We start from the raw sequence: 17,156 nt of genomic DNA on the forward strand, positions 1-17,156 counted from the left end.
CCTGGTGGCCGGTGGGACGTCGCAATCCACACCGATACCGGAGGCCCTCTTGTCGTGTGTCGGGCGGGGTGGGTGTTACCAACCTCCGTGGTCAGTACACCTAGGCGTCGCTCTCGGTGGGTCGTGGGGACTCGTCGTCCGCGTCCCGGCGGGCCTTGTAGTCCTCCCACTGCTCCAGGAGGGTGTCGTGGTGGCCGTCCAGCCAGGTCATGTAGTCGTGCATGTTGCGCAGGCGCCGCCGGGAGGACGGGCCCAGGTCCGGGAGGCGTTCCAGGGCCGAGGCGGCCAGGTCACGTTGGTGGCGCAGGTAGGAACGTTCGTTGCGCAGGAACCCGCCCCACACGTCCTCGTCCATGCTGACCAGTTTGGAGCGTCGGTCGGGGGCGTCGACCAACGTGACGAACCCCAGTTCGCGCAGCGCGCGCACCGCCTGCGACACCGAGCCGCGGCTCACGCCCGCGCCCGCGGCGATCTCCTCGGCGTCGACGGCGTCCCGGTCGGCCACCAGCAGGTAGCCCACGATCCGGCCCTCGCTCTTGGAGCGCCCCTGGGACTGCCAGTACGCGGCGAAACGGGCCACGAACGCGTCCCGGAACTCGCCCGTCGTCTGTGTTCGCGCCGCCATGGTGACAGCCTAGCGGCCGGGGAACCGGTTCGTGGTGGGGGTTCGCGGCCGGTGCGCGCTCCTCGCGCCCTCGCCGCCGGCCGGAGCTGCCGGCGGTGCTCGTCGGGGGACCGGAAGGGTCATCCGGGGCTCCGCGCGGGGGAGCCCCGGGACGACGTCCGTGCCCCTCGGGACGCCTGGTTCGGAGGCGCTGTTCCGGGGTGTGCGGCGCCACTCCTGGCGCGTGTGCACCGGGTACCATCCGGTCGGTATGCTGTCCCGATAGACAGTCGACTCGTCGGGGGACGGGGGCACGAGGGGGGACGGGACATGAGCGGTGCACGGCGGACCGAGGAGGGGGACACCCCACGCGGCACGGTGCCCGAGCGCCTGTTGAGCGCCGCGACCCGTCTGTTCGCCGAACGGGGCTTCGAGGGCACCTCGGTCCAGGAGGTCGTCGCCGCCGCGGGGGTCACCAAGGGCGCGATGTACCACTACTTCGGCTCCAAGGACGACCTGCTGTACGAGGTCTACGCCCGGGTGCTGCGCATGCAGACCGACCACCTGCTGGAGATCTCGTCCCGGGAGGCCCCCGTCGCCGAGCGCGTGCACGCGGCCGCCGTCGACGTCATCGTCACCACCGTCGCCAACCTGGACGACAGCACCATCTTCTTCCGGTCCATGCACCAACTCGCTCCGGAGAAGCAGCGCAGCGTACGCGCCGAACGCCGTAAGTACCACGAACTGTTCCGCTCCATGATCGAGCAGGGCCAGAGCGAGGGTGTCTTCCGCGCCGACATGCCCGCCGACCTCGTCATCGACTACTACTTCGGTTCGGTGCACCACCTGAGCACGTGGTACCGCCACGACGGAGCCCTGTCCGGCCGGGACGTGGGCGGGCACTTCGCCGACCTGCTCCTGGCCGGTCTGCGTCCCCGGGACTGATCCCGCGCCCCGGGGGAGGGGCGCGATCCACGGCTCCGGCCCCGCCCCTCACACCCCTCGCGGCCCGCGCTAGGTGTACTTGCGCAGTTCCGCGCGGGCCAGTGAACGCAGGTGCACCTCGTCGGGACCGTCGGCGAGCCGCAACGAACGCACACCCGCCTGCCAGGCGGCCAGGGGCAGGTCCTGGCCGACCCCGGCGGCGCCGTGCGCCTGCACGCACTTGTCCAGGATCCACTCCACGGTGCGCGGGGTGGCGATCTTGATCGCCTGGATCTCGGTGTGCGCCCCCTTGTTGCCCACGGTGTCCATGAGGTAGGCGGTCTTGAGGACGAGCAGGCGCAACTGCTCGATCCGCACCCGGGCCTCGGCGATCCACTCGCGCACCACACCCTGCTCGGCCAGGGGAAGGCCGAACGCCACCCGGTCCACCACCCGTCGGCAGGTGATCTCCAGAGCGCGCTCGGCCATGCCGATCGAACGCATGCAGTGGTGGATCCGACCCGGTCCCAGACGTGCCTGGGCGATGGCGAAGCCCTGTCCTTCGGCGCCGATGAGGTGGTCGACGGGAACGCGCACGTTCTCGAACCGCACCTCGGCGTGTCCACCGTGGTCACTGTCGTCGTAGCCGAACACCCGCATGCCCCGCTCGATGGTCACCCCCGGGGTGTCCCGGGGCACCAGCACCATGCTCTGCTGCCTGTGCCGGTCGGCGTCGGAGTCGGTCTTGCCCATGACGATGAGGACCGCGCAGTCGGGGTTGAGTGCACCCGTGATGTACCACTTGTGCCCGTTGATCACGTATTCGTCGCCCTCGCGGACGATACGGGTGGTGATGTTGGTGGCGTCGGAGGAGGCCACCTCCGGTTCGGTCATCGCGAACGCGGAGCGGATCCGGGCGTCCAACAACGGCTCCAACCAGCGCTTCTTCTGCTCGGGGGTGCCGAACATGGTCAGCACCTCCATGTTGCCGGTGTCGGGCGCGGCGCAGTTGAGGGCGGCCGGGGCCAGCCGTGGGCTGCGGCCGGTGATCTCCGCGAGCGGCGCGTACCGGAGGTTGGGCAGCCCGCCGTGTTCGGGGTGGCCGGCCAGGAACAGGTTCCACAGCCCCCGTGCGCGGGCCTCGGCCCGGAGCTCACCGATGACGGGCGCGGTGGACCAGGGGTCCTCGCGTGCGGCGAGCTGGGCCTCCAACACCGGTTCCGCCGGGTGGACGTGCTCGTCCATGAAGGCCAGGAGCCGTCCCCGAAGTTCCTCGGTCTCGGCGTCGTGGGCGAAGTCCATTCAGTCCTCCTGGAGCATGGTGTGTGCGCGTTCCACCAGCGGCGCGACCACGTCGCCGATGCCGTCGAACCCCGCACCGACGGTGAGTCCCCGACTGTGGCGGAAGTGGATGCCCTCCGCGATCACGGCGAGTTTGAAGCACCCGAAGGCCACGTACCAGCCCAGCCGCGACACGTCGCGGCCGGTCGCGGCCGCGTACATCGCCACGAGCTCCCGGGCGGAGGGGAAACCCGCCGCCGAGGTGGCGGGGTGGTCCCCGCCCGTGACCGGTCGTTCCCGGTAGACGAGCATCAACCCCAGGTCGACGAGCGGGTCGCCCAGGGTGGCCATCTCCCAGTCGAGCACCGCGGTGAGCTCACCGTCATCGGTGACCAGCACGTTGTCGAGCCGGTAGTCGCCGTGCACGATCGCCGGCGCCGACGGTGCGGGCAGGCCCGCCGTGAGCCGGTCGCGCAGCTCGTCGATGCCGGGGAGGTCACGGCTGCGCGAGGCCTCCAGTTGCCTGCTCCACCGGCGCACCTGGCGCTCCAGGAACCCCTGCGGTCGGCCGAAGTCGGCCAGTCCCACCGAGGCCGGATCGACCGCGTGCAACCGCCCCAGGGTCGCGACCAGGCGCTCGGCGACCGCCCCCACTCCGTCGGCGCCCAGCGGTGTGATCTCCTCCAGCGTGCGGAAGGGGGTGCCGGCGACGTGCTCCATGACGTAGAACGGGGCGCCCAGCACGTCGGTGTCCTCGCACAGCAGGTGGGTGCGCGGGACGGGGACGTCGGTGTCGCGCAGCGCCGTCATCACCCGGTACTCGCGCCCCATGTCGTGGGCGGTGGCCAGCACGTGCCCCAGGGGCGGACGGCGCACCACCCAGGAACCGCTGCCGTCGGTGACCAGGTACGTCAGGTTGGACTTGCCTCCGGTGATCACCCGACCGGTGAGCGGCCCCGCGACCAGGCCGGGGCGCTCGCGATCCAGGTGGGCGCGCAGCCGCTCCGGATCGAGCCCGGGCAGGTTCTCGGCGCCCGTGCTCACGCGCTCTCCCGGTCGGTGAACACCTTGGCCTGGAGTCGGCGCATCCCCGTCAGCCACCCGTCGGTGTCGGTGGCCCGTGCGGCGTAGTACCCGGCGGTCACCGGGTGCGGCAGGATGAGGAATCGTCCGTCGCCGAACGCCTCCATCACCGTGTCGGCGACCTCCTCCGGGGTGATCGATCCGGGCGCGAGGATGGCCCGTCCCTGTTCGCCGGCGTCCTCGAACATGGCGGTGCGCACGCCCTGCGGGCACAGGCACTGCACCGTGACGCCGCGGTCCCCGTAGGTGGCCGACAGCCATTCGCCGAAGGCCAGGGCGGCGTGCTTGGTCACCGAGTAGGGGGCGCTGCCGAGCATGGTGAGCAGGCCCGCCGCGGAGACGGTGGAGACGAAGTGCCCGCGCCCGCGCTCCAACCAGCCGGGAAGCAGCTCACGAGCGGCGCGCACGTGCGCCATGACGTTGACCTGCCAGGACAGGTCCCAGTCGGCGTCGGGCGCCTCCGGCCCGCCCTGGTGCGCGATCCCCGCGTTGGCCACGTAGAGGTCGATGCCGCCCAGATGGGCGTCGGCCTCGGCGATGAGCGCGGTCACCCCGGCCTCACCCGCGGCGTCTCCGGGCACCGCGATGCCGCCGATCTCACCGGCGACGGCCTCGGCGGCCGCGCCGTCCAGGTCGTTGACCACCACACGTGCGCCCGCGGCGGCCAGACGGCGGGCCACGGCCGCCCCGATGCCGTTGCCGGCACCGGTGACGACCACACCCGCGTCCCTCGGGTCCAGAGCCATCTCACACACCTCCGGTGAGGGTCACGCCGCCGTCGAGCACCAGCGTGCGGCCGGTGACCCAGGAGGCGTCGTCGGAGAGCAGGAACGCGACCGCTCCGGCGACGTCCTCGGGCACACCGAGACGGTTGAGCGGGTACTGGGCGGCGACCTTCTCCTCCCGGCCCTCGTACAGGGCCTCGGCGAAGCGGGTCTTGACCACGGCCGGGGCGACCCCGTTCACCCGGATACCCGGGCCGAGTTCGACCGCGAGCTCCTCCGTGATGTGGGTGAGCATCGCCTTGGTGGCGCCGTAGAAACCGATCCCGGGGGCCGGCTTGAGTCCGGCGACGGAGGAGACGTTGACGATGGCGCCACCGTGTTCGGCCATCCCGGCCCTGTAGACCTTCTGCACCCAGGAGATCGCCGAGAGCGCGTTGACCTCGAAGATCTTGCGCGCCGCCGCCAGGTCCAGGTCGACCATGCGGCCGTAGACCGGGTTGATGCCGGTGTTGTTGACGAACAGGTCGACGTCGCCGAAGGCCTCCCGGGTGGCGGCGACGGCGGCGTCCTGGTGGTCGGGGTCGTCGGCGCGGCCGGGGACGCCGATGGCGTGTTCGGGGCCGCCCAGGGAGGCGACCGCCTCCTGGAGGGGCTCGGGCCTGCGTGCGGTGACGCACACGCGGGCGCCCTCGTCGACGAGGCGCCGGGCGATGGCCAGACCGATGCCGCGACTGGCGCCGGTGATGACGGCGGTGCGGCCGCCGAACCGCGAAGTCATGCGTACTCCTTAGACCGACTGGTCGGTATGCACGGCCGACTCTACGTCCGCGGCCGTGTGCGCCGCAAGGGGACGAGGGGTCGGTCGGGGGGCGACAATGGGGGCGAGCGGGAACACCACGGGCCCGCGCGGGAACCCTCCCGCAGCTCCCGAGAGAAAGGGTTGCCATGGCGACCGAGGTCAAGGACGTTCCGGACCACCGCCGTTACGTCATCACCGTGGACGACGAGGAGGCCGGGTACGCCGAGTACATCCTCACCGACACCATGATCACCTTCACCCACACCGAGGTCGACCGCGCTTTCGAAGGCAAGGGCGTGGGCGGCACACTCATCCGCGCGGCTCTGGACGACGCGCGCTCCCGTGGTCTGTCGGTGCTGCCCATGTGCCCGTTCGTCAAGGGGTGGATCGAACGCCACCCGGAGTACGCCACCGTCGTCTACCGCTGAGGGTGTGACCTCCGCGCCGTCGGGCAGGACCGGAGGGCGCGGCCCGGACGGGGCCGAGAACCGGGAGGCGGGACATGGGCATCGACTACGGACGGGAGATCGCTTTCGGGGTCTTCCCCTCGCCGGAGGCCGCGACGCTGGACCGGACCTGGGGCGTGATCGACGCCGCCGAACGCGGTGGGCTCGACTTCGTCGGCATCCAGGATCACCCCTACCAGCGCCGTCACCTGGACACCTGGGCGCTCATGGCCACGGTCCTGGCCCGTACCGAACGGCTGCGGGTCTTCCCGGACGTGGCCAACCTGCCGCTGCGGCCACCCGCGCTCATCGCCAAGAACGCCGCGAGCCTGGACGTGCTCTCCGGCGGGCGGTTCGAACTGGGGTTGGGCGCCGGAGGGTTCTGGGAGGCGATCGAGGCCATGGGCGGTCCTCGGCGGAGCCCGCGTGAGGCCGCCGACGCCCTGCTGGAGGCGGTCGAGGTGATCCGCCTCCTGTGGTCGGACCGGCCCTCGGTGCGATTCGAGGGTGAGCACTACCGCCTGGCCGGGGTCAAGCCCGGTCCGTTGCCCGCCCACGACATGGGGATCTGGTTGGGGGTGCTGGGCCCGCGCCTGCTCAAGGAGGTCGGCAGGGTGGCGGACGGTTGGGTGCCGTCCCACGCCTTCGCCGGACCCGACAAGCTCCCGGGCATGCACGCGCGTATCGACGAGGGTGCCGCGGAGGCCGGCCGCGACCCCGCGTCCATCCGGCGCGTGTACAACCTCTGGGGTTCCATCGGTGACACGACCGGGTCGGATCGGCCCCTGGACGGCCCCGTCGACCACTGGGTCGAGCAGATCACCGGGTTCGTCCTGGAGTACGGGATGGACACCTTCGTCCTGTGCCCGGAGGAGGAGTCGTCGGCGCAGGTGGAGCTGTTCGCCGCCGAGGTCGTGCCCGCGGTGCGGGAGGCGGTCCGCAGGGCCCGGGGCTGAGGCCACCGGCGCCGACCTTCGGCGGACCCGTCCCGAAGCGACGTTGACGGAACCGCGGCCCCTCCCCTCGACACAGGGAAGGGGCCTCTTTCGGATCCACTGTAGATCTACATCGTCAAGGTGAGCGTCGAGCAGGCTCCGCTCACGCGGAGGTGTCCAGGGTCAGCTTGCCGACCGTGCCCCGCCCCCGCAGGTCCTCGTGCGCACGACGGGCCTCCGACAGGGGGTAACTCCGTCCTTCCACGTGACGGAGGCCGCCCTCGGCGACCAACGCGAACAACTCCCGCATGGCGGTGCCGACCACGTCGCCCGGCAGGAGATGGGCGTGCGGCAGCCACATGCCGCTCACCGTCGTGGAGAAACGCATGAGGTTGGCCGGCTGCACCGGGGAGGGCAGTTCCCGCGAGGCCATCCCGTAGAACGCCAGTCGCCCGAACGGCGCCAGCGCGCGGACGCTCTCGTCCGTGACGCGCCCGCCCACCATGTCGAGGACCACGTCCACACGCCGCCCCTCGTTGGCCTCGATGAGAGCCGCGGTCATGTCGGGGGCGGCGGAGTCCACGGTCGCGTCCGCGCCGAGCTCCCGGGCGAGTTCGCGCTTGCTCTCGTTGCCGGCGACGGCGATCACCCGCCCCGCGCCGAAGCGTCGGGCCAGCTGGACCGCGAGGGAGCCCACACCCCCGGCGGCGGCGTGCACGACGACCGTCTCGCCCGGTTCCACGCGCACGTTCCTGCGCAGGAGCACCCAGGCCGTGGCGCCCTGGACGAGGAGCGCCAGCGCCGCCTCGTCGGAGACGCCGTCGGGGATTTCGTAGGCCATCCCCGGTTCGACCACGGCCTTCTCGGCGTAGCCGCCGTTGCCGGGGAGCAGCCCCACGACCCGTCGGCCGTCGGCCGTCCGGCCGGCGATCTCGGCGCCGGGGACCATGGGGAGCCTGGAAGGGGCCAGGTAACTGTTCTCGGCCTGGTGGGTGTCGGCGTAGTTGACGCCGCTGCGGGTGACGTCCACCAGGAGTCCGTCGGGGCCGGGCTCGGGATCGGGCAGTTCGGTGAGGGTGAGGACCTCGGGTCCGCCGAACTCGGTGATCTGGATGGCGCGCATGGCCGGTCCTTCCTACGGGGAGGCATACCGACCAGATGGTATGCCATCGGCGTGCGGGCGCCGTGGGCGCCCGGCCGGGCGCCCACGGACGCGTCAACGCCGCCGGGACGAACCGCCGGAGGAGCGGCTGCTCGACGAGCGGCTACTCGACGACCGGCTCCCGGAGGACCGGCTGCTGGAGGAACGGCCACCGGAGGACCGGGAGGAGCCCCCTGAGGAGCGGCCACTGGCACTGCGGAAGCCGCCGGAGGAGCGGGAGGCACCGCCGGAAGAACGACCGCCGGCACTGCGGAAACCGCCGGAGGACCGGGAGGAGCCACCGGAGGAGCGACCGCCCCCCGAACCGCGGGAGCTCCCAGAGGACCGGGAGGCACCACCGGAGCGTGACGAGGAGGAACCGCCCGTCGAGCCGCCGGAACCACCGGAGCCGAAGGACCCACCGCCGGAACCGCCGCCGAACAGACCGCTCGACCGGGACGTGGAGCCGCCGCCGGTGCGACCGCCCCCGGCGCTGCGGCCCTGCCGTTCGCGACGGGCCGAGGCGCCGCTGGAGGGACTCTCCGAGCGGGAGGCGAAGCCGCCCCCGGCACGTCGGGAGGAGGACTCCGACCGGGAGGCGAAGCCGCCCCCGGCACGCCGGTCGGCCCGGGCGGTGCGCCGGGGCTCCTCGGAGTACGCGGCCGACGCGCGGCCCGCTCCAGAACGGGACCCGTGGGTGCGGTACCCGCCGCGTGGTTCGACCACGCGTTCGCGCACGGGAACGTAGCCGCTGCGGCGGGCCGGCCGGAACGTCTCGTGCACCACCAGCGGCGGACGTACGCGTCGGGTCACGATGTAACCGCGTCGGGGGTGGTGCCAGTGGTGGCGCGGCTGGTACCCGTACTCGGGGTGGCGGCCGAAGTCGGCGTAGTGGGAGTGGTAGAACTCCGGTTCGCGTTCGTGCAGGAGCACGTCGATGGTGATGGCCGCGCCGATCACGAGCCGGCGCAGCGGCCAGGGCAGGTCGTAGGCGAACTCCAGCGCGTAGCGGTCCTCGGTGGTGAAGAAGCGCTCGATGAGACCGGGGTGCTCCTTGCCGATGCGCGCGATCTCGATGCCGGCGTGATCGAGGACGGTGAAGTCCCAGCCGTTCCAGTCGCCGCGGATCTCGGCGACGGTGTGGCCGCGCGCATCGTTGAGCCGAAAGCGCGACCCCATGAAGGAACGGTCCTGCACGATGCTGCCGTAGGGCTCGCCGTGCGGACCGGTCACGTAGATGTAGGGCCGACCGCGGTCCCAGGGCTTGTCGAGGGTGAGCAGTGGGTGTCCGTCGGTCCCGTAGATGGTGAACCGGTGCGGGCGCTGGTCACCGCCGCGCGGGGACCAGGCGTTCATGTGCTCGTTGACGTACGCCAGGGGCCGACCCGACTCGGCGAGGACCTCGTAGTGGCCCTCGTTGGCGTACAGGTGTCGGGGCTGTTCGACCAGAAGCACGGGGGCGGTGAACAGGGGTGCGTGCATGTGGGGCCTTTCCGGCGCCGCCGCCCGCCGGGCGGCCGAGTGCGTGTTCAGGCGGGGAGGGGAGAGGATTCCGGAGAATCCCGCTGAAAACCTATCGCCTGGCTTCGACGCGCACATGCGGTGCCCGGTTCCGGATCCCTGTGGAGAGCGCTTTCGGGGCGCCCCGCGCACCGACCCGGCGTCTCCACGGTGATGGGTAGCATGCGAGCACGGGGTCGGTGGTGTCCAGGGGGACGGTTGTGGTGGAAGACGTGTCCGATGCGTTGTCGGAGGCGCGCGAGGACGTCGCGCGGTTCCTGATGTCCTACAAGTTCGCCATCGACACCCTCATGGCGAAGGTGAACATCCTCAACGAGGAGTTCCGCTACACGAACGACCACAACCCGATCGAACACGTCGGCTCGCGCCTGAAGACCCCCTACAGCATCCTGGAGAAGGCGCGTCGTCGCGGGGTCCCGCTGGACCTGGACAGCATCGCCAAGGAGATCCTGGACATCGCGGGTATCCGGGTGACCTGCAGTTTCGTCTCGGACACCTACGCGATCAGGGACATGCTGGCCGGGCACGAGGACATCCGGATCACGGAGGAGAAGGACTACATCCGCTCGCCCAAGGCCAACGGCTACCGGAGTCTGCACCTGTTGGTGTGCACACCGGTGCGGATGTCGGACCGGACCGTCGAGGTGCCGGTGGAGATCCAGATCCGCACCATCGCGATGGACTTCTGGGCCAGCCTGGAGCACAAGATCTACTACAAGTACGCCAAGGCGGTGCCCCAGGACCTGTTGGACGAGTTGCGGACGGCGGCGGAGACCGCCAACCGGCTGGACGTCACGATGGAGCGGCTGCACGGCGAGGTGCGCGAGCTGGGCGACCGCGCCCAGAACCCCCTGCCCGGGCCCGACGAGCTCCGTCGGCTCCCGATCGCCGCCGAGCTGCTCGACGCGCTGGCCGACCGGGTCAACTCCCGCCGCTCCGACTGACCCCGGGGCCGTTGCGGAAAGGGAGCGCAAAGGATCCCGGTCGCGCGCGGCACCCGCTGTTTGGCGTGAGCACTTCCCGGTGAGGCGTAGGGGATGGGACCCACCCCACCCGGGAAGGAACCGATCTTGGACAGCACGATCACATTGACGGTGGACGGTGAGCGTCGGGAGCTCACGGTCGACACCCGGACCACCCTGTTGGACGCGCTCCGTGACCGTCTGGGGGTGTACGCGCCGAAAAAGGGGTGCGACCACGGCCAGTGCGGGTCCTGCACGGTCCTTATGGAGGACCGCCGCGTCCTGGCCTGTCTCTCCCTGGCGGTCGCCCACGACGGTGCGCGCGTGACCACCGCGGCCGGCCTGGGCGACGGAGACGAACTCCACCCGGTCGCCGGCGCGTTCCTGGACGAGGACGCCTTCCAGTGCGGGTACTGCACACCCGGTCAGATCTGCTCGGCGGTGGGCATGCTCTCCGAGGTCGCCTCCGGATGGCTCAGCCACGTCACCGAGGACCCCGAGGGGCCGGTGGAGGCCACCGACGCCGAGATCCGGGAACGCATGAGCGGGAACCTGTGCCGCTGCGGTGCCTACCCCCACATCGTGGCCGCGATCAGGAGGGCGGCCCCATGAACCCCTTCACCTACGCGCGCCCCGGCGGCGCAGGGGAGGCGGTCGAGGCCGTCACCGCCGACCCCGGAGCGTGTTTTCTCGCCGGCGGCACCAACCTGGTCGACCACCTGAAACTGGGGGTCGCCTCGCCCACCGCCCTGGTCGACGTGCGCGGGGCGGTCGACGACACCATCGAGGAGTCGCCCGACGGTGGGGTCCGCATCGGCGCGGGGGTGACCAACAGCGATCTGGCGGCGCACCCGGTGATTCGGCGGTCCTACCCGGTACTGAGCTCCGCGCTGCTGGCGGGGGCCTCCGGACAGTTGCGCAACATGGCCACGACCGGCGGGAACCTGCTGCAGCGCACCCGCTGCGTCTACTTCCAGGACGTCACCACCCCCTGCAACAAACGGGAACCCGGGTCGGGATGTTCGGCGTTGGAGGGCCACGGTCGTGACAACGCGGTGCTGGGGACCTCGGAACAGTGCGTGGCCACGCATCCCTCGGACATGGCGGTCGGGCTGCTGGTCCTGGACGCCGTGGTGGTCGTCCTCGGGCCGTCGGGGGAGCGGCGCGTCCCGCTCGCCGACTTGCATCGTCTGCCCGGTGCGGAGCCCGAGCGCGACACGGTCCTGGAACGGGGGGAGTTGATCACGGCGGTGGAGCTGCCGGCGCCCCTGGCCGAGGGGCGGGGCGCCTACCGCAAGGTCCGCGACCGGGCCTCCTACGCGTTCGCGCTGGTCTCGGTGGCCGCGCTGGTGCACGTCCGCGGGGACCGGATCACCGAGGCGCGGATCGCCCTGGGCGGTGTCGCGCACGCGCCGTGGCGCGCGCGGCGGACCGAGGCGGCGCTGGAGGGCAGACCGTTGACCGAGGCGGGCCTGCGCGTGGCCGCCGAGGCGGAGTTGGCCCGGGCACGGCCCGGTAAGGACAACGCGTTCAAGGTGCCGCTGGCGGTGAACACCTGCACGGCGGTGTTGCGCGACCTGACGGGGGTGGGCTCATGATCGGCACGGAGGGTTCCGGCGCCGTCGGTGCGCCGATGGAACGGATCGAGGGACGGGCCAAGGTGACCGGCACCGCCCCCTACGCCTACGAACACGACTTCCCCGACCCCCTCCACGTGCATCCGGTGCTGTCCACCGTGCCCCGGGGACGGGTGAGGTCGGTGGACGTGTCGGCCGCGCAGGGGTTGACGGGGGTGCGCGCGACGTTGACCGCGCCGGACGTGGCCGGGACGGTCGGGGCCGAGGACCGGGAGTTCGCCGTCCTCCAGGACGGTGAGGTGTTCTTCCGCGGTCAGATCGTCGCGGCGGTCGTCGCGGACACCCCGGAGATCGCCCGCCAGGCGGCGACGCTGGTGCGGGTCGACTACGAGGTGGACGACCACGAGGTGGAGCTGCCGCCCGCCCGGCGGGAGCTGTACCGTCCCGAGGAGGTCAACACGGGTGCGGAGGCCGACACCGCGCGGGGCGACGCCGACGCCGTGCTGGCCGACTCCACGGTGCGGATCGATCGCACCTACCGGACCCCGCGCGAGTACAACAACCCGATGGAACCGCACTGTTCGATCGCCGTGTGGGAGACCGATCCCGAACGGCTCGTCCTGTACGACTCCACCCAGGGCGTGCATGTGGTCCGGCGCACGCTCGCCGAGGTCCTGGGGCTGGACGCCGAACGGATCCGGGTGATCTCGCCCCATGTGGGCGGCGGTTTCGGCTCCAAGGGCTCCCCGCACGCGCACAACGTCCTGGTGGTCCTGGCGGCGCGGGCGCTGCCGGGGCGCGCGGTCAAGCTCGCGCTCACGCGGAGACAGATGTTCTCGCTGGTGGGCTACCGTCCGAACACGATCCAACGCATCAGGATCGGCGCCGAGGAGGACGGTCGGATCGGCGCGCTCGTCCACGACGTGGTCGAGACCTCCTCCCTGGCCAAGGAGTACGCCGAGCAGAGCGGTGTGTGCTCGCGGATGATGTACACGGCGCGGGCGCGCCGCACCACGCACCGGCTGGCCGCCCTCGACGTGCCGATCCCGTTCTGGATGCGGGCGCCGGGGGAGGCACCGGGGATGTTCGCGTTGGAGACGGCGATGGACGAGCTGGCCTACGCCTGCGGGCTGGACCCGATCGAGCTGCGGTTGCGCAACGAGCCGGGCCGCGACCCGGAGTCGGGGCTGCCGTGGTCCGGCCGCCACCTGGCCCGGTGTCTGCGCCAGGGGGCCGAGCGGTTCGGCTGGGACACGAGGCCGGAGCTCCCGCGCGGCCACCGCGACGGTGATTGGTGGGTGGGGACCGGGGTGGCCTCGGCCGTGTACCCGAGACTGACCCTGCCGGGCTCGGAGGCCGAGATCGTCCTGGAACGGGACGGGAGCCACACCGTCTCCATCGGCGCCGCCGACATCGGTACCGGCACGTGGACCGCCCTGACCCAGATCGCCGCCGACGCGCTCGGGTGCGGTCCGGATCGGGTCCGGCTGCGCATCGGAGACTCGCGGCTGCCCACGGCCAGCGTGGCGGGTGGTTCCTCGGGGATCTCCTCCTGGGGTTCGGCCGTCGTGGCGGCGGCCCGCGCTTTCCGGGACGCGCACGGGGACCGGCCCGCGCCCGGTGCGCGCTCCCGGGCCGAGACCCCCGAGAACCCGGAGCGGGAGGAGTACGCGATGTACTCGTTCGGCTCCCAGTTCGCGGAGGTGCGGGTCAACGCCGACACCGGCGAGGTGCGGGTGCCGCGGATACTGGGGGTGTTCTCCGCAGGCCGGATCATCAACCCGCGGACCGCGCGGTCACAGTTGACCGGCGGCATGGTGATGGGCCTGTCGATGGCCCTGCACGAGGAGGGCGTCGTGGACCCCCGGTTCGGTCACGTCGTCAACGGCGACCTGGCCGGCTATCACGTGGCCGCCAACGCCGATGTGGGGCGGGTGGAGGCGGAGTGGTTGGACGAGGTCGACCCGCACGTGAACGCCCTGGGCGCGGCGGGGGTCGGGGAGATCGGCATCGTGGGCACCGCGGCGGCCATCGCCAACGCCGCTTTCCACGCGACGGGGGTGCGGGTCCGTGATCTGCCGTTGACGCCGGACCGGTTCCTGGGCTGAGCGGCGGGTACCCGTCCGCGAGGTCACGGACGGGAGCCCCGCTGGGTTTCCGGTGGTCTCGGCACGTGATCGAGGTCGGCGCCACGGGCGGCCTTCTCGGTGCCGACGGCGCCGGTCCCTCGGCCGCGGGAACCGCCGCATCGTCGCTGACCAGGGCGCTGGGCCGGCGATGGCGACCGTGCCGCCGTCCCGCCGCTCACGGGGGCACGGGTGGGCGGTCCCGTTCTCCGACACCTGGTCCTGCACGCTCGGTGCCGTTGATGTCGGAAGTTCTCGGTCGGTGTACCGGCGTGCGTGGGTCGTCGCGCGTCGCCGGGTCGGCCGGCGGCCTCCCACCCCGACGCGTCATCGACGGAAGGGTCCGCCCGAGGCCCGCGCCCCGGGCGGGACCCGGTCCTCGGGGGACCGGTCCAGGGTGCGACGCCCGGGCGGGGACCCGTGGACGTTCGCCGCACACGCACGTCACCGGGCGCGGCGGGACGGGCTCACCTCTCCTCGTCCTCCTCCGTGTCGTCCTCGAACCCCTCCTCGTCGCCGGGCTCGTCCTCCTCGTACGGCTCCTCCCGAGCGTTCTCCTCGTCCTCGGCCAGGCCGTCCTCGTGGGAGAGGACGACCTCGCCGTCTCGGATCTCCCCTCGCCACCCCTCGATGCCCAACGCCTCCTCCTCCGACAGCATCATCAGGTGGCGGCGGTACTGCTTGAGTTCCAAACGCAGGCGTCGGCCCTGGGCGCGCCAGAGGTTGGCGGTGCGTTCGAAGAACCCCTGTGGCGTGTACTCGGTGATCAGGAGGATCCGGGTGAGGTTCTCGCCCAGGGGGTGGAAGGTGACCACACCCTTGGTCGTGCCGTGGGCGCCCTCACTGGTCCAGGCGATCCTCTGGTCCGGAACCTGCTCGGTGACGATGCCCTTCCAGCTGCGCGTCGACCACAGGATCTTGGCCCGCCACCGGGTGGTGGTCTCGTCGTCGCCCTCCTCCACGCTCTCCACCCGGTGGGTGAAGTCGGCGAAGTCCGTGAGCCGACTCCACTGGTCGTAGGCGACCCGCACCGGGACCCCCACGTCGATGTCCTCGACGATGTTGGTGGCCTTATTACCGCCGCCGGCGCCCCCTCCTCCACCACTACCGCCGCTGGTGTCGCCGCCACCGTCGGGGTCCGCACCGTCGTCACCGGCGCCGCCGGTCAATGTGCCGATCACGCCCTGGGCTCCGCTCTTGACGCCGCGGCCGGCCGCCGCCAGGGTCCGCCCGATCGGGCCACCGCTCCGTGCCGACCCTTCCGCGCCCTCTCCGGAGTCATCGGCCGTCCCGCCCTCCCCGGTGATGCGGTCGACGGTGTGGCCGAGCCTGGAGGTGGTGTCGGAGACCACGCTGCGCGCCTTCGCCGAGAGATAGCCGCTCACGGCGTCGGCGAGTAGGGACGTGCCCTCGTTGCGGTCGGCGGCCTCGCGCAGGCGTGCCAGAGGCCCCTTGCCCTCTTCCTCACTCGGACTCATCGCCACGCTCCTTCGCGCTCGGCCGCTTGCGGGTCTTGGCGCGTCCACCGTCGGCCGCCTTTCGGGTGCGGGTGGCGGTCCGGCGAGGGCCGCGCTCGCTCTCGGCGCTCTGGGTCCGGCGACGCCGTGGTGCGGGGCTCTCCTCGGCCTCCGGTTCCTCCACCGCCGGTTCCTCGTCCTCCGCTTCCTCGTCCTCCGGCTCCTCGGGCTCCTCGGCGGTCTCGTCGTCCGGCCCGTTCTCGGGTCCCTCCTCCGGTTCCTCCTCGGTGCGGACCCCGGTGGCACGTGCCGCCGTGTCCGCGGCGTCCGTGGCGGCCCCCGCGGCGGTGTCGGCGGTCGTCGTCGCCGTCTCGGTGGCGGTGCCGGTCAGGTGAGCGGTGCGCTCGGTCAGGGAGGCCGCGAGGTCCCCGGCCCACTTCGCCACGATCCTGTTGATCGCCTCCCGGGCACCCGCGAGCAACTGCTCCCGGGTCTGTTCGGTCAGTTCGCCCACCACGGGGAGTTCGGAGACCTCTTGGCGCAACTGGCCGAGGATCTTCTGCGGGTCGATCTTCAGCTTCCTCGCACCCAGGAACAGTCCCAGCGCGACGGCGAGCTTGAACTTGCGTTTCCGACCCAGGATGTAGCCGATGATGGCGGCCAGCATGATCTTGATGGCGTTGAGCATGGTCCAGTCCCTCTGTTGACGGAAGTCGAAGAGGTCCAGGTGCTGGGGACCCGTGCGTTGACGGTTCTGGAAGGACGTCGCGCCGTTCCGCGCCGGCGGGGTCGAGACCCGCGTTCGCGGACCTCAGGACGTCCGGGCGGGAGATGGCTTCGGGCCGCCCCGGGAACGGCCGCTCGGCGCCGATGCCGAGGGGCGGGGCACACGCTCCACCGTGGTGCCGTCGGGCGTCGGGCACCGGGTTCCTCGCCCGGGCCGGTCGGTCACGGGGCCCTCACGGACCGACGTCGGTGCCGACGGTCCGACCGGCTCCCCGGCGCCGGTCCGCTCACGCGGGTGATCGAACCCGTGCACGACGAGCCGCCGACGGGTCCCTGGCGGGAGGTCGGCGGGTACGTGGCGTGGGTGCGGCCGGAGTCGACGGTCGGTGGACCCCTCGACAGGCGTGTTCCTGCTCATGAGGACATGACCCTTGTGGAGAAGACGGGGACGAGTGTTCCCCGCCCTCCACACTTACCGTGTGCGACCGGTCACGCGGATGGGGTGAGGGCAAAGAAGGCGGGACGCCGGGCAAAGTCTTCCGGGGTGGGATTTGCCGAGGGTTCCGGGGGAGCGCGGGGTCCGCCCGGCCGGGGCGGGCCCTCGCGTGCGGGCGGACCGGCGCCTTTGTCACACGGGGTGGCGGCGCGGGTGTTCGTGGCCGGCCTCCTGGGACGTTCAATCGCACCGTAATGCGTCCTTGGCCGAGGCCGAATAACCACCGCGCACGATGAACATCGCACCAAGAGTCACGGTCTGCGAAGCGAGGGGCTCCGACCCCGCGGTGACCATGGCCGTCGCCGGCCGGGCCCGCGTGGTCGGGTCCGTGCCGGGACCCGCATGCCGGGATC

At 71.9% G+C, this 17,156-nt stretch carries 16 protein-coding genes; 7 read left to right on the plus strand and 9 right to left on the minus strand.

Going from position 1 to position 17,156, the window contains the following annotated elements:
- Positions 1 to 100 precede the first annotated feature (100 nt).
- Positions 101 to 625, minus strand: a complete 525-nt coding sequence (locus DSY14_RS20130; protein WP_211718154.1) for a GbsR/MarR family transcriptional regulator — start codon at positions 623 to 625, stop codon at positions 101 to 103.
- A 309-nt stretch (positions 626 to 934) separates the two neighbouring features.
- On the opposite strand from DSY14_RS20130, the gene DSY14_RS20135 reads away from it, so the two are divergent.
- Positions 935 to 1,549: a TetR/AcrR family transcriptional regulator gene (locus DSY14_RS20135; RefSeq protein ID WP_211718155.1), complete on the plus strand. Its 615-nt coding sequence runs from the start codon at positions 935 to 937 to the stop codon at positions 1,547 to 1,549.
- 69 nt (positions 1,550 to 1,618) lie between these two features.
- On the opposite strand, the gene DSY14_RS20140 is transcribed toward DSY14_RS20135, so the two are convergent.
- Genes DSY14_RS20140 through DSY14_RS20155 form a run of 4 tightly spaced genes read right to left on the minus strand, consistent with a single transcriptional unit; the run spans position 1,619 to position 5,395 of the window.
- Complete coding sequence (locus DSY14_RS20140) at positions 1,619 to 2,830, minus strand: acyl-CoA dehydrogenase family protein (protein WP_211718156.1); 1,212 nt, start codon at positions 2,828 to 2,830, stop codon at positions 1,619 to 1,621.
- A complete protein-coding gene (locus tag DSY14_RS20145) occupies positions 2,831 to 3,853 on the minus strand; it encodes a phosphotransferase family protein (RefSeq protein ID WP_211718157.1) in 1,023 nt (340 codons plus the stop codon).
- Positions 3,850 to 4,638: an SDR family oxidoreductase gene (locus DSY14_RS20150; protein WP_211718158.1), complete on the minus strand. Its 789-nt coding sequence runs from the start codon at positions 4,636 to 4,638 to the stop codon at positions 3,850 to 3,852. The genes DSY14_RS20145 and DSY14_RS20150 overlap by 4 nt, the downstream gene beginning before the upstream one ends.
- A gap of 1 nt (position 4,639) precedes the next feature.
- Entirely contained in the window at positions 4,640 to 5,395 is a 756-nt protein-coding gene (locus DSY14_RS20155) for an SDR family oxidoreductase (protein WP_211718159.1), read from the minus strand.
- Positions 5,396 to 5,562: 167 nt separating this feature from the next.
- On the opposite strand from DSY14_RS20155, the gene DSY14_RS20160 reads away from it, so the two are divergent.
- Together DSY14_RS20160 and DSY14_RS20165 are read left to right on the plus strand one after the other, a co-directional pair.
- The gene (locus tag DSY14_RS20160) at positions 5,563 to 5,844 is read left to right on the plus strand and encodes a GNAT family N-acetyltransferase (protein ID WP_211718160.1); all 282 of its coding nucleotides are present in this window, start codon (positions 5,563 to 5,565) and stop codon (positions 5,842 to 5,844) included.
- A gap of 74 nt (positions 5,845 to 5,918) precedes the next feature.
- The gene (locus DSY14_RS20165) at positions 5,919 to 6,818 is read left to right on the plus strand and encodes an LLM class flavin-dependent oxidoreductase (protein WP_211718161.1); all 900 of its coding nucleotides are present in this window, start codon (positions 5,919 to 5,921) and stop codon (positions 6,816 to 6,818) included.
- 142 nt (positions 6,819 to 6,960) lie between these two features.
- On the opposite strand, the gene DSY14_RS20170 is transcribed toward DSY14_RS20165, so the two are convergent.
- Positions 6,961 to 7,920, minus strand: coding sequence for an NADPH:quinone oxidoreductase family protein (locus DSY14_RS20170; RefSeq protein ID WP_211718162.1), 960 nt, complete (start codon positions 7,918 to 7,920; stop codon positions 6,961 to 6,963).
- A gap of 93 nt (positions 7,921 to 8,013) precedes the next feature.
- Positions 8,014 to 9,420, minus strand: coding sequence for an LURP-one-related/scramblase family protein (locus DSY14_RS20175; RefSeq protein ID WP_211718163.1), 1,407 nt, complete (start codon positions 9,418 to 9,420; stop codon positions 8,014 to 8,016).
- A gap of 299 nt (positions 9,421 to 9,719) precedes the next feature.
- Between DSY14_RS20175 and DSY14_RS20180 the strand changes: the two genes are divergently transcribed.
- The 4 genes from DSY14_RS20180 to DSY14_RS20195 all read left to right on the plus strand — a co-directional run bounded on the left by DSY14_RS20180 (position 9,720) and on the right by DSY14_RS20195 (position 14,106).
- Positions 9,720 to 10,403 carry a GTP pyrophosphokinase family protein gene (locus DSY14_RS20180; protein WP_211718168.1) on the plus strand — a complete coding sequence of 228 codons (684 nt, stop codon included), beginning with the start codon at positions 9,720 to 9,722 and terminating at the stop codon, positions 10,401 to 10,403.
- A gap of 126 nt (positions 10,404 to 10,529) precedes the next feature.
- Entirely contained in the window at positions 10,530 to 11,033 is a 504-nt protein-coding gene (locus DSY14_RS20185; RefSeq protein WP_211718164.1) for a 2Fe-2S iron-sulfur cluster-binding protein, read from the plus strand.
- Entirely contained in the window at positions 11,030 to 12,019 is a 990-nt protein-coding gene (locus tag DSY14_RS20190; RefSeq protein ID WP_211718165.1) for a xanthine dehydrogenase family protein subunit M, read from the plus strand. The genes DSY14_RS20185 and DSY14_RS20190 overlap by 4 nt, the downstream gene beginning before the upstream one ends.
- On the plus strand, positions 12,016 to 14,106 hold the full coding sequence (locus DSY14_RS20195) for a xanthine dehydrogenase family protein molybdopterin-binding subunit (RefSeq protein ID WP_249188174.1): 2,091 nt from the start codon (positions 12,016 to 12,018) through the stop codon (positions 14,104 to 14,106). The genes DSY14_RS20190 and DSY14_RS20195 overlap by 4 nt, the downstream gene beginning before the upstream one ends.
- 485 nt (positions 14,107 to 14,591) lie before the next feature.
- Here the strand turns inward: DSY14_RS20195 and DSY14_RS29305 are convergent, their stop codons facing one another.
- Positions 14,592 to 15,602 carry an SRPBCC family protein gene (locus DSY14_RS29305; protein WP_211718166.1) on the minus strand — a complete coding sequence of 337 codons (1,011 nt, stop codon included), beginning with the start codon at positions 15,600 to 15,602 and terminating at the stop codon, positions 14,592 to 14,594.
- Entirely contained in the window at positions 15,589 to 16,269 is a 681-nt protein-coding gene (locus DSY14_RS20205; RefSeq protein ID WP_211718167.1) for a hypothetical protein, read from the minus strand. Before DSY14_RS20205 ends, DSY14_RS29305 begins: the two co-directional genes overlap by 14 nt.
- Between the last annotated feature and the right edge of the window lie 887 nt (positions 16,270 to 17,156).

Source organism: Nocardiopsis sp. MG754419 (assembly GCF_018207095.1).
In the GTDB taxonomy this organism is placed as follows: Bacteria; Actinomycetota; Actinomycetes; order Streptosporangiales; family Streptosporangiaceae; genus Nocardiopsis.

Bases quoted from the DNA above. Each gene is read 5' to 3' on its own strand.
- DSY14_RS20130 (WP_211718154.1), bottom strand. From the start codon at position 625: ATGGCGGCGCGAACACAGACGACGGGCGAGTTCCGGGACGCGTTCGTG.
- DSY14_RS20135 (WP_211718155.1), top strand. From the start codon at position 935: ATGAGCGGTGCACGGCGGACCGAGGAGGGGGACACCCCACGCGGCACG.
- DSY14_RS20140 (WP_211718156.1), bottom strand. From the start codon at position 2,830: ATGGACTTCGCCCACGACGCCGAGACCGAGGAACTTCGGGGACGGCTC.
- DSY14_RS20150 (WP_211718158.1), bottom strand. From the start codon at position 4,638: ATGGCTCTGGACCCGAGGGACGCGGGTGTGGTCGTCACCGGTGCCGGC.
- DSY14_RS20155 (WP_211718159.1), bottom strand. From the start codon at position 5,395: ATGACTTCGCGGTTCGGCGGCCGCACCGCCGTCATCACCGGCGCCAGT.
- DSY14_RS20160 (WP_211718160.1), top strand. From the start codon at position 5,563: ATGGCGACCGAGGTCAAGGACGTTCCGGACCACCGCCGTTACGTCATC.
- DSY14_RS20165 (WP_211718161.1), top strand. From the start codon at position 5,919: ATGGGCATCGACTACGGACGGGAGATCGCTTTCGGGGTCTTCCCCTCG.
- DSY14_RS20170 (WP_211718162.1), bottom strand. From the start codon at position 7,920: ATGCGCGCCATCCAGATCACCGAGTTCGGCGGACCCGAGGTCCTCACC.
- DSY14_RS20175 (WP_211718163.1), bottom strand. From the start codon at position 9,420: ATGCACGCACCCCTGTTCACCGCCCCCGTGCTTCTGGTCGAACAGCCC.
- DSY14_RS20180 (WP_211718168.1), top strand. From the start codon at position 9,720: ATGTCCTACAAGTTCGCCATCGACACCCTCATGGCGAAGGTGAACATC.
- DSY14_RS20190 (WP_211718165.1), top strand. From the start codon at position 11,030: ATGAACCCCTTCACCTACGCGCGCCCCGGCGGCGCAGGGGAGGCGGTC.
- DSY14_RS20195 (WP_249188174.1), top strand. From the start codon at position 12,016: ATGATCGGCACGGAGGGTTCCGGCGCCGTCGGTGCGCCGATGGAACGG.
- DSY14_RS29305 (WP_211718166.1), bottom strand. From the start codon at position 15,602: ATGAGTCCGAGTGAGGAAGAGGGCAAGGGGCCTCTGGCACGCCTGCGC.
- DSY14_RS20205 (WP_211718167.1), bottom strand. From the start codon at position 16,269: ATGCTCAACGCCATCAAGATCATGCTGGCCGCCATCATCGGCTACATC.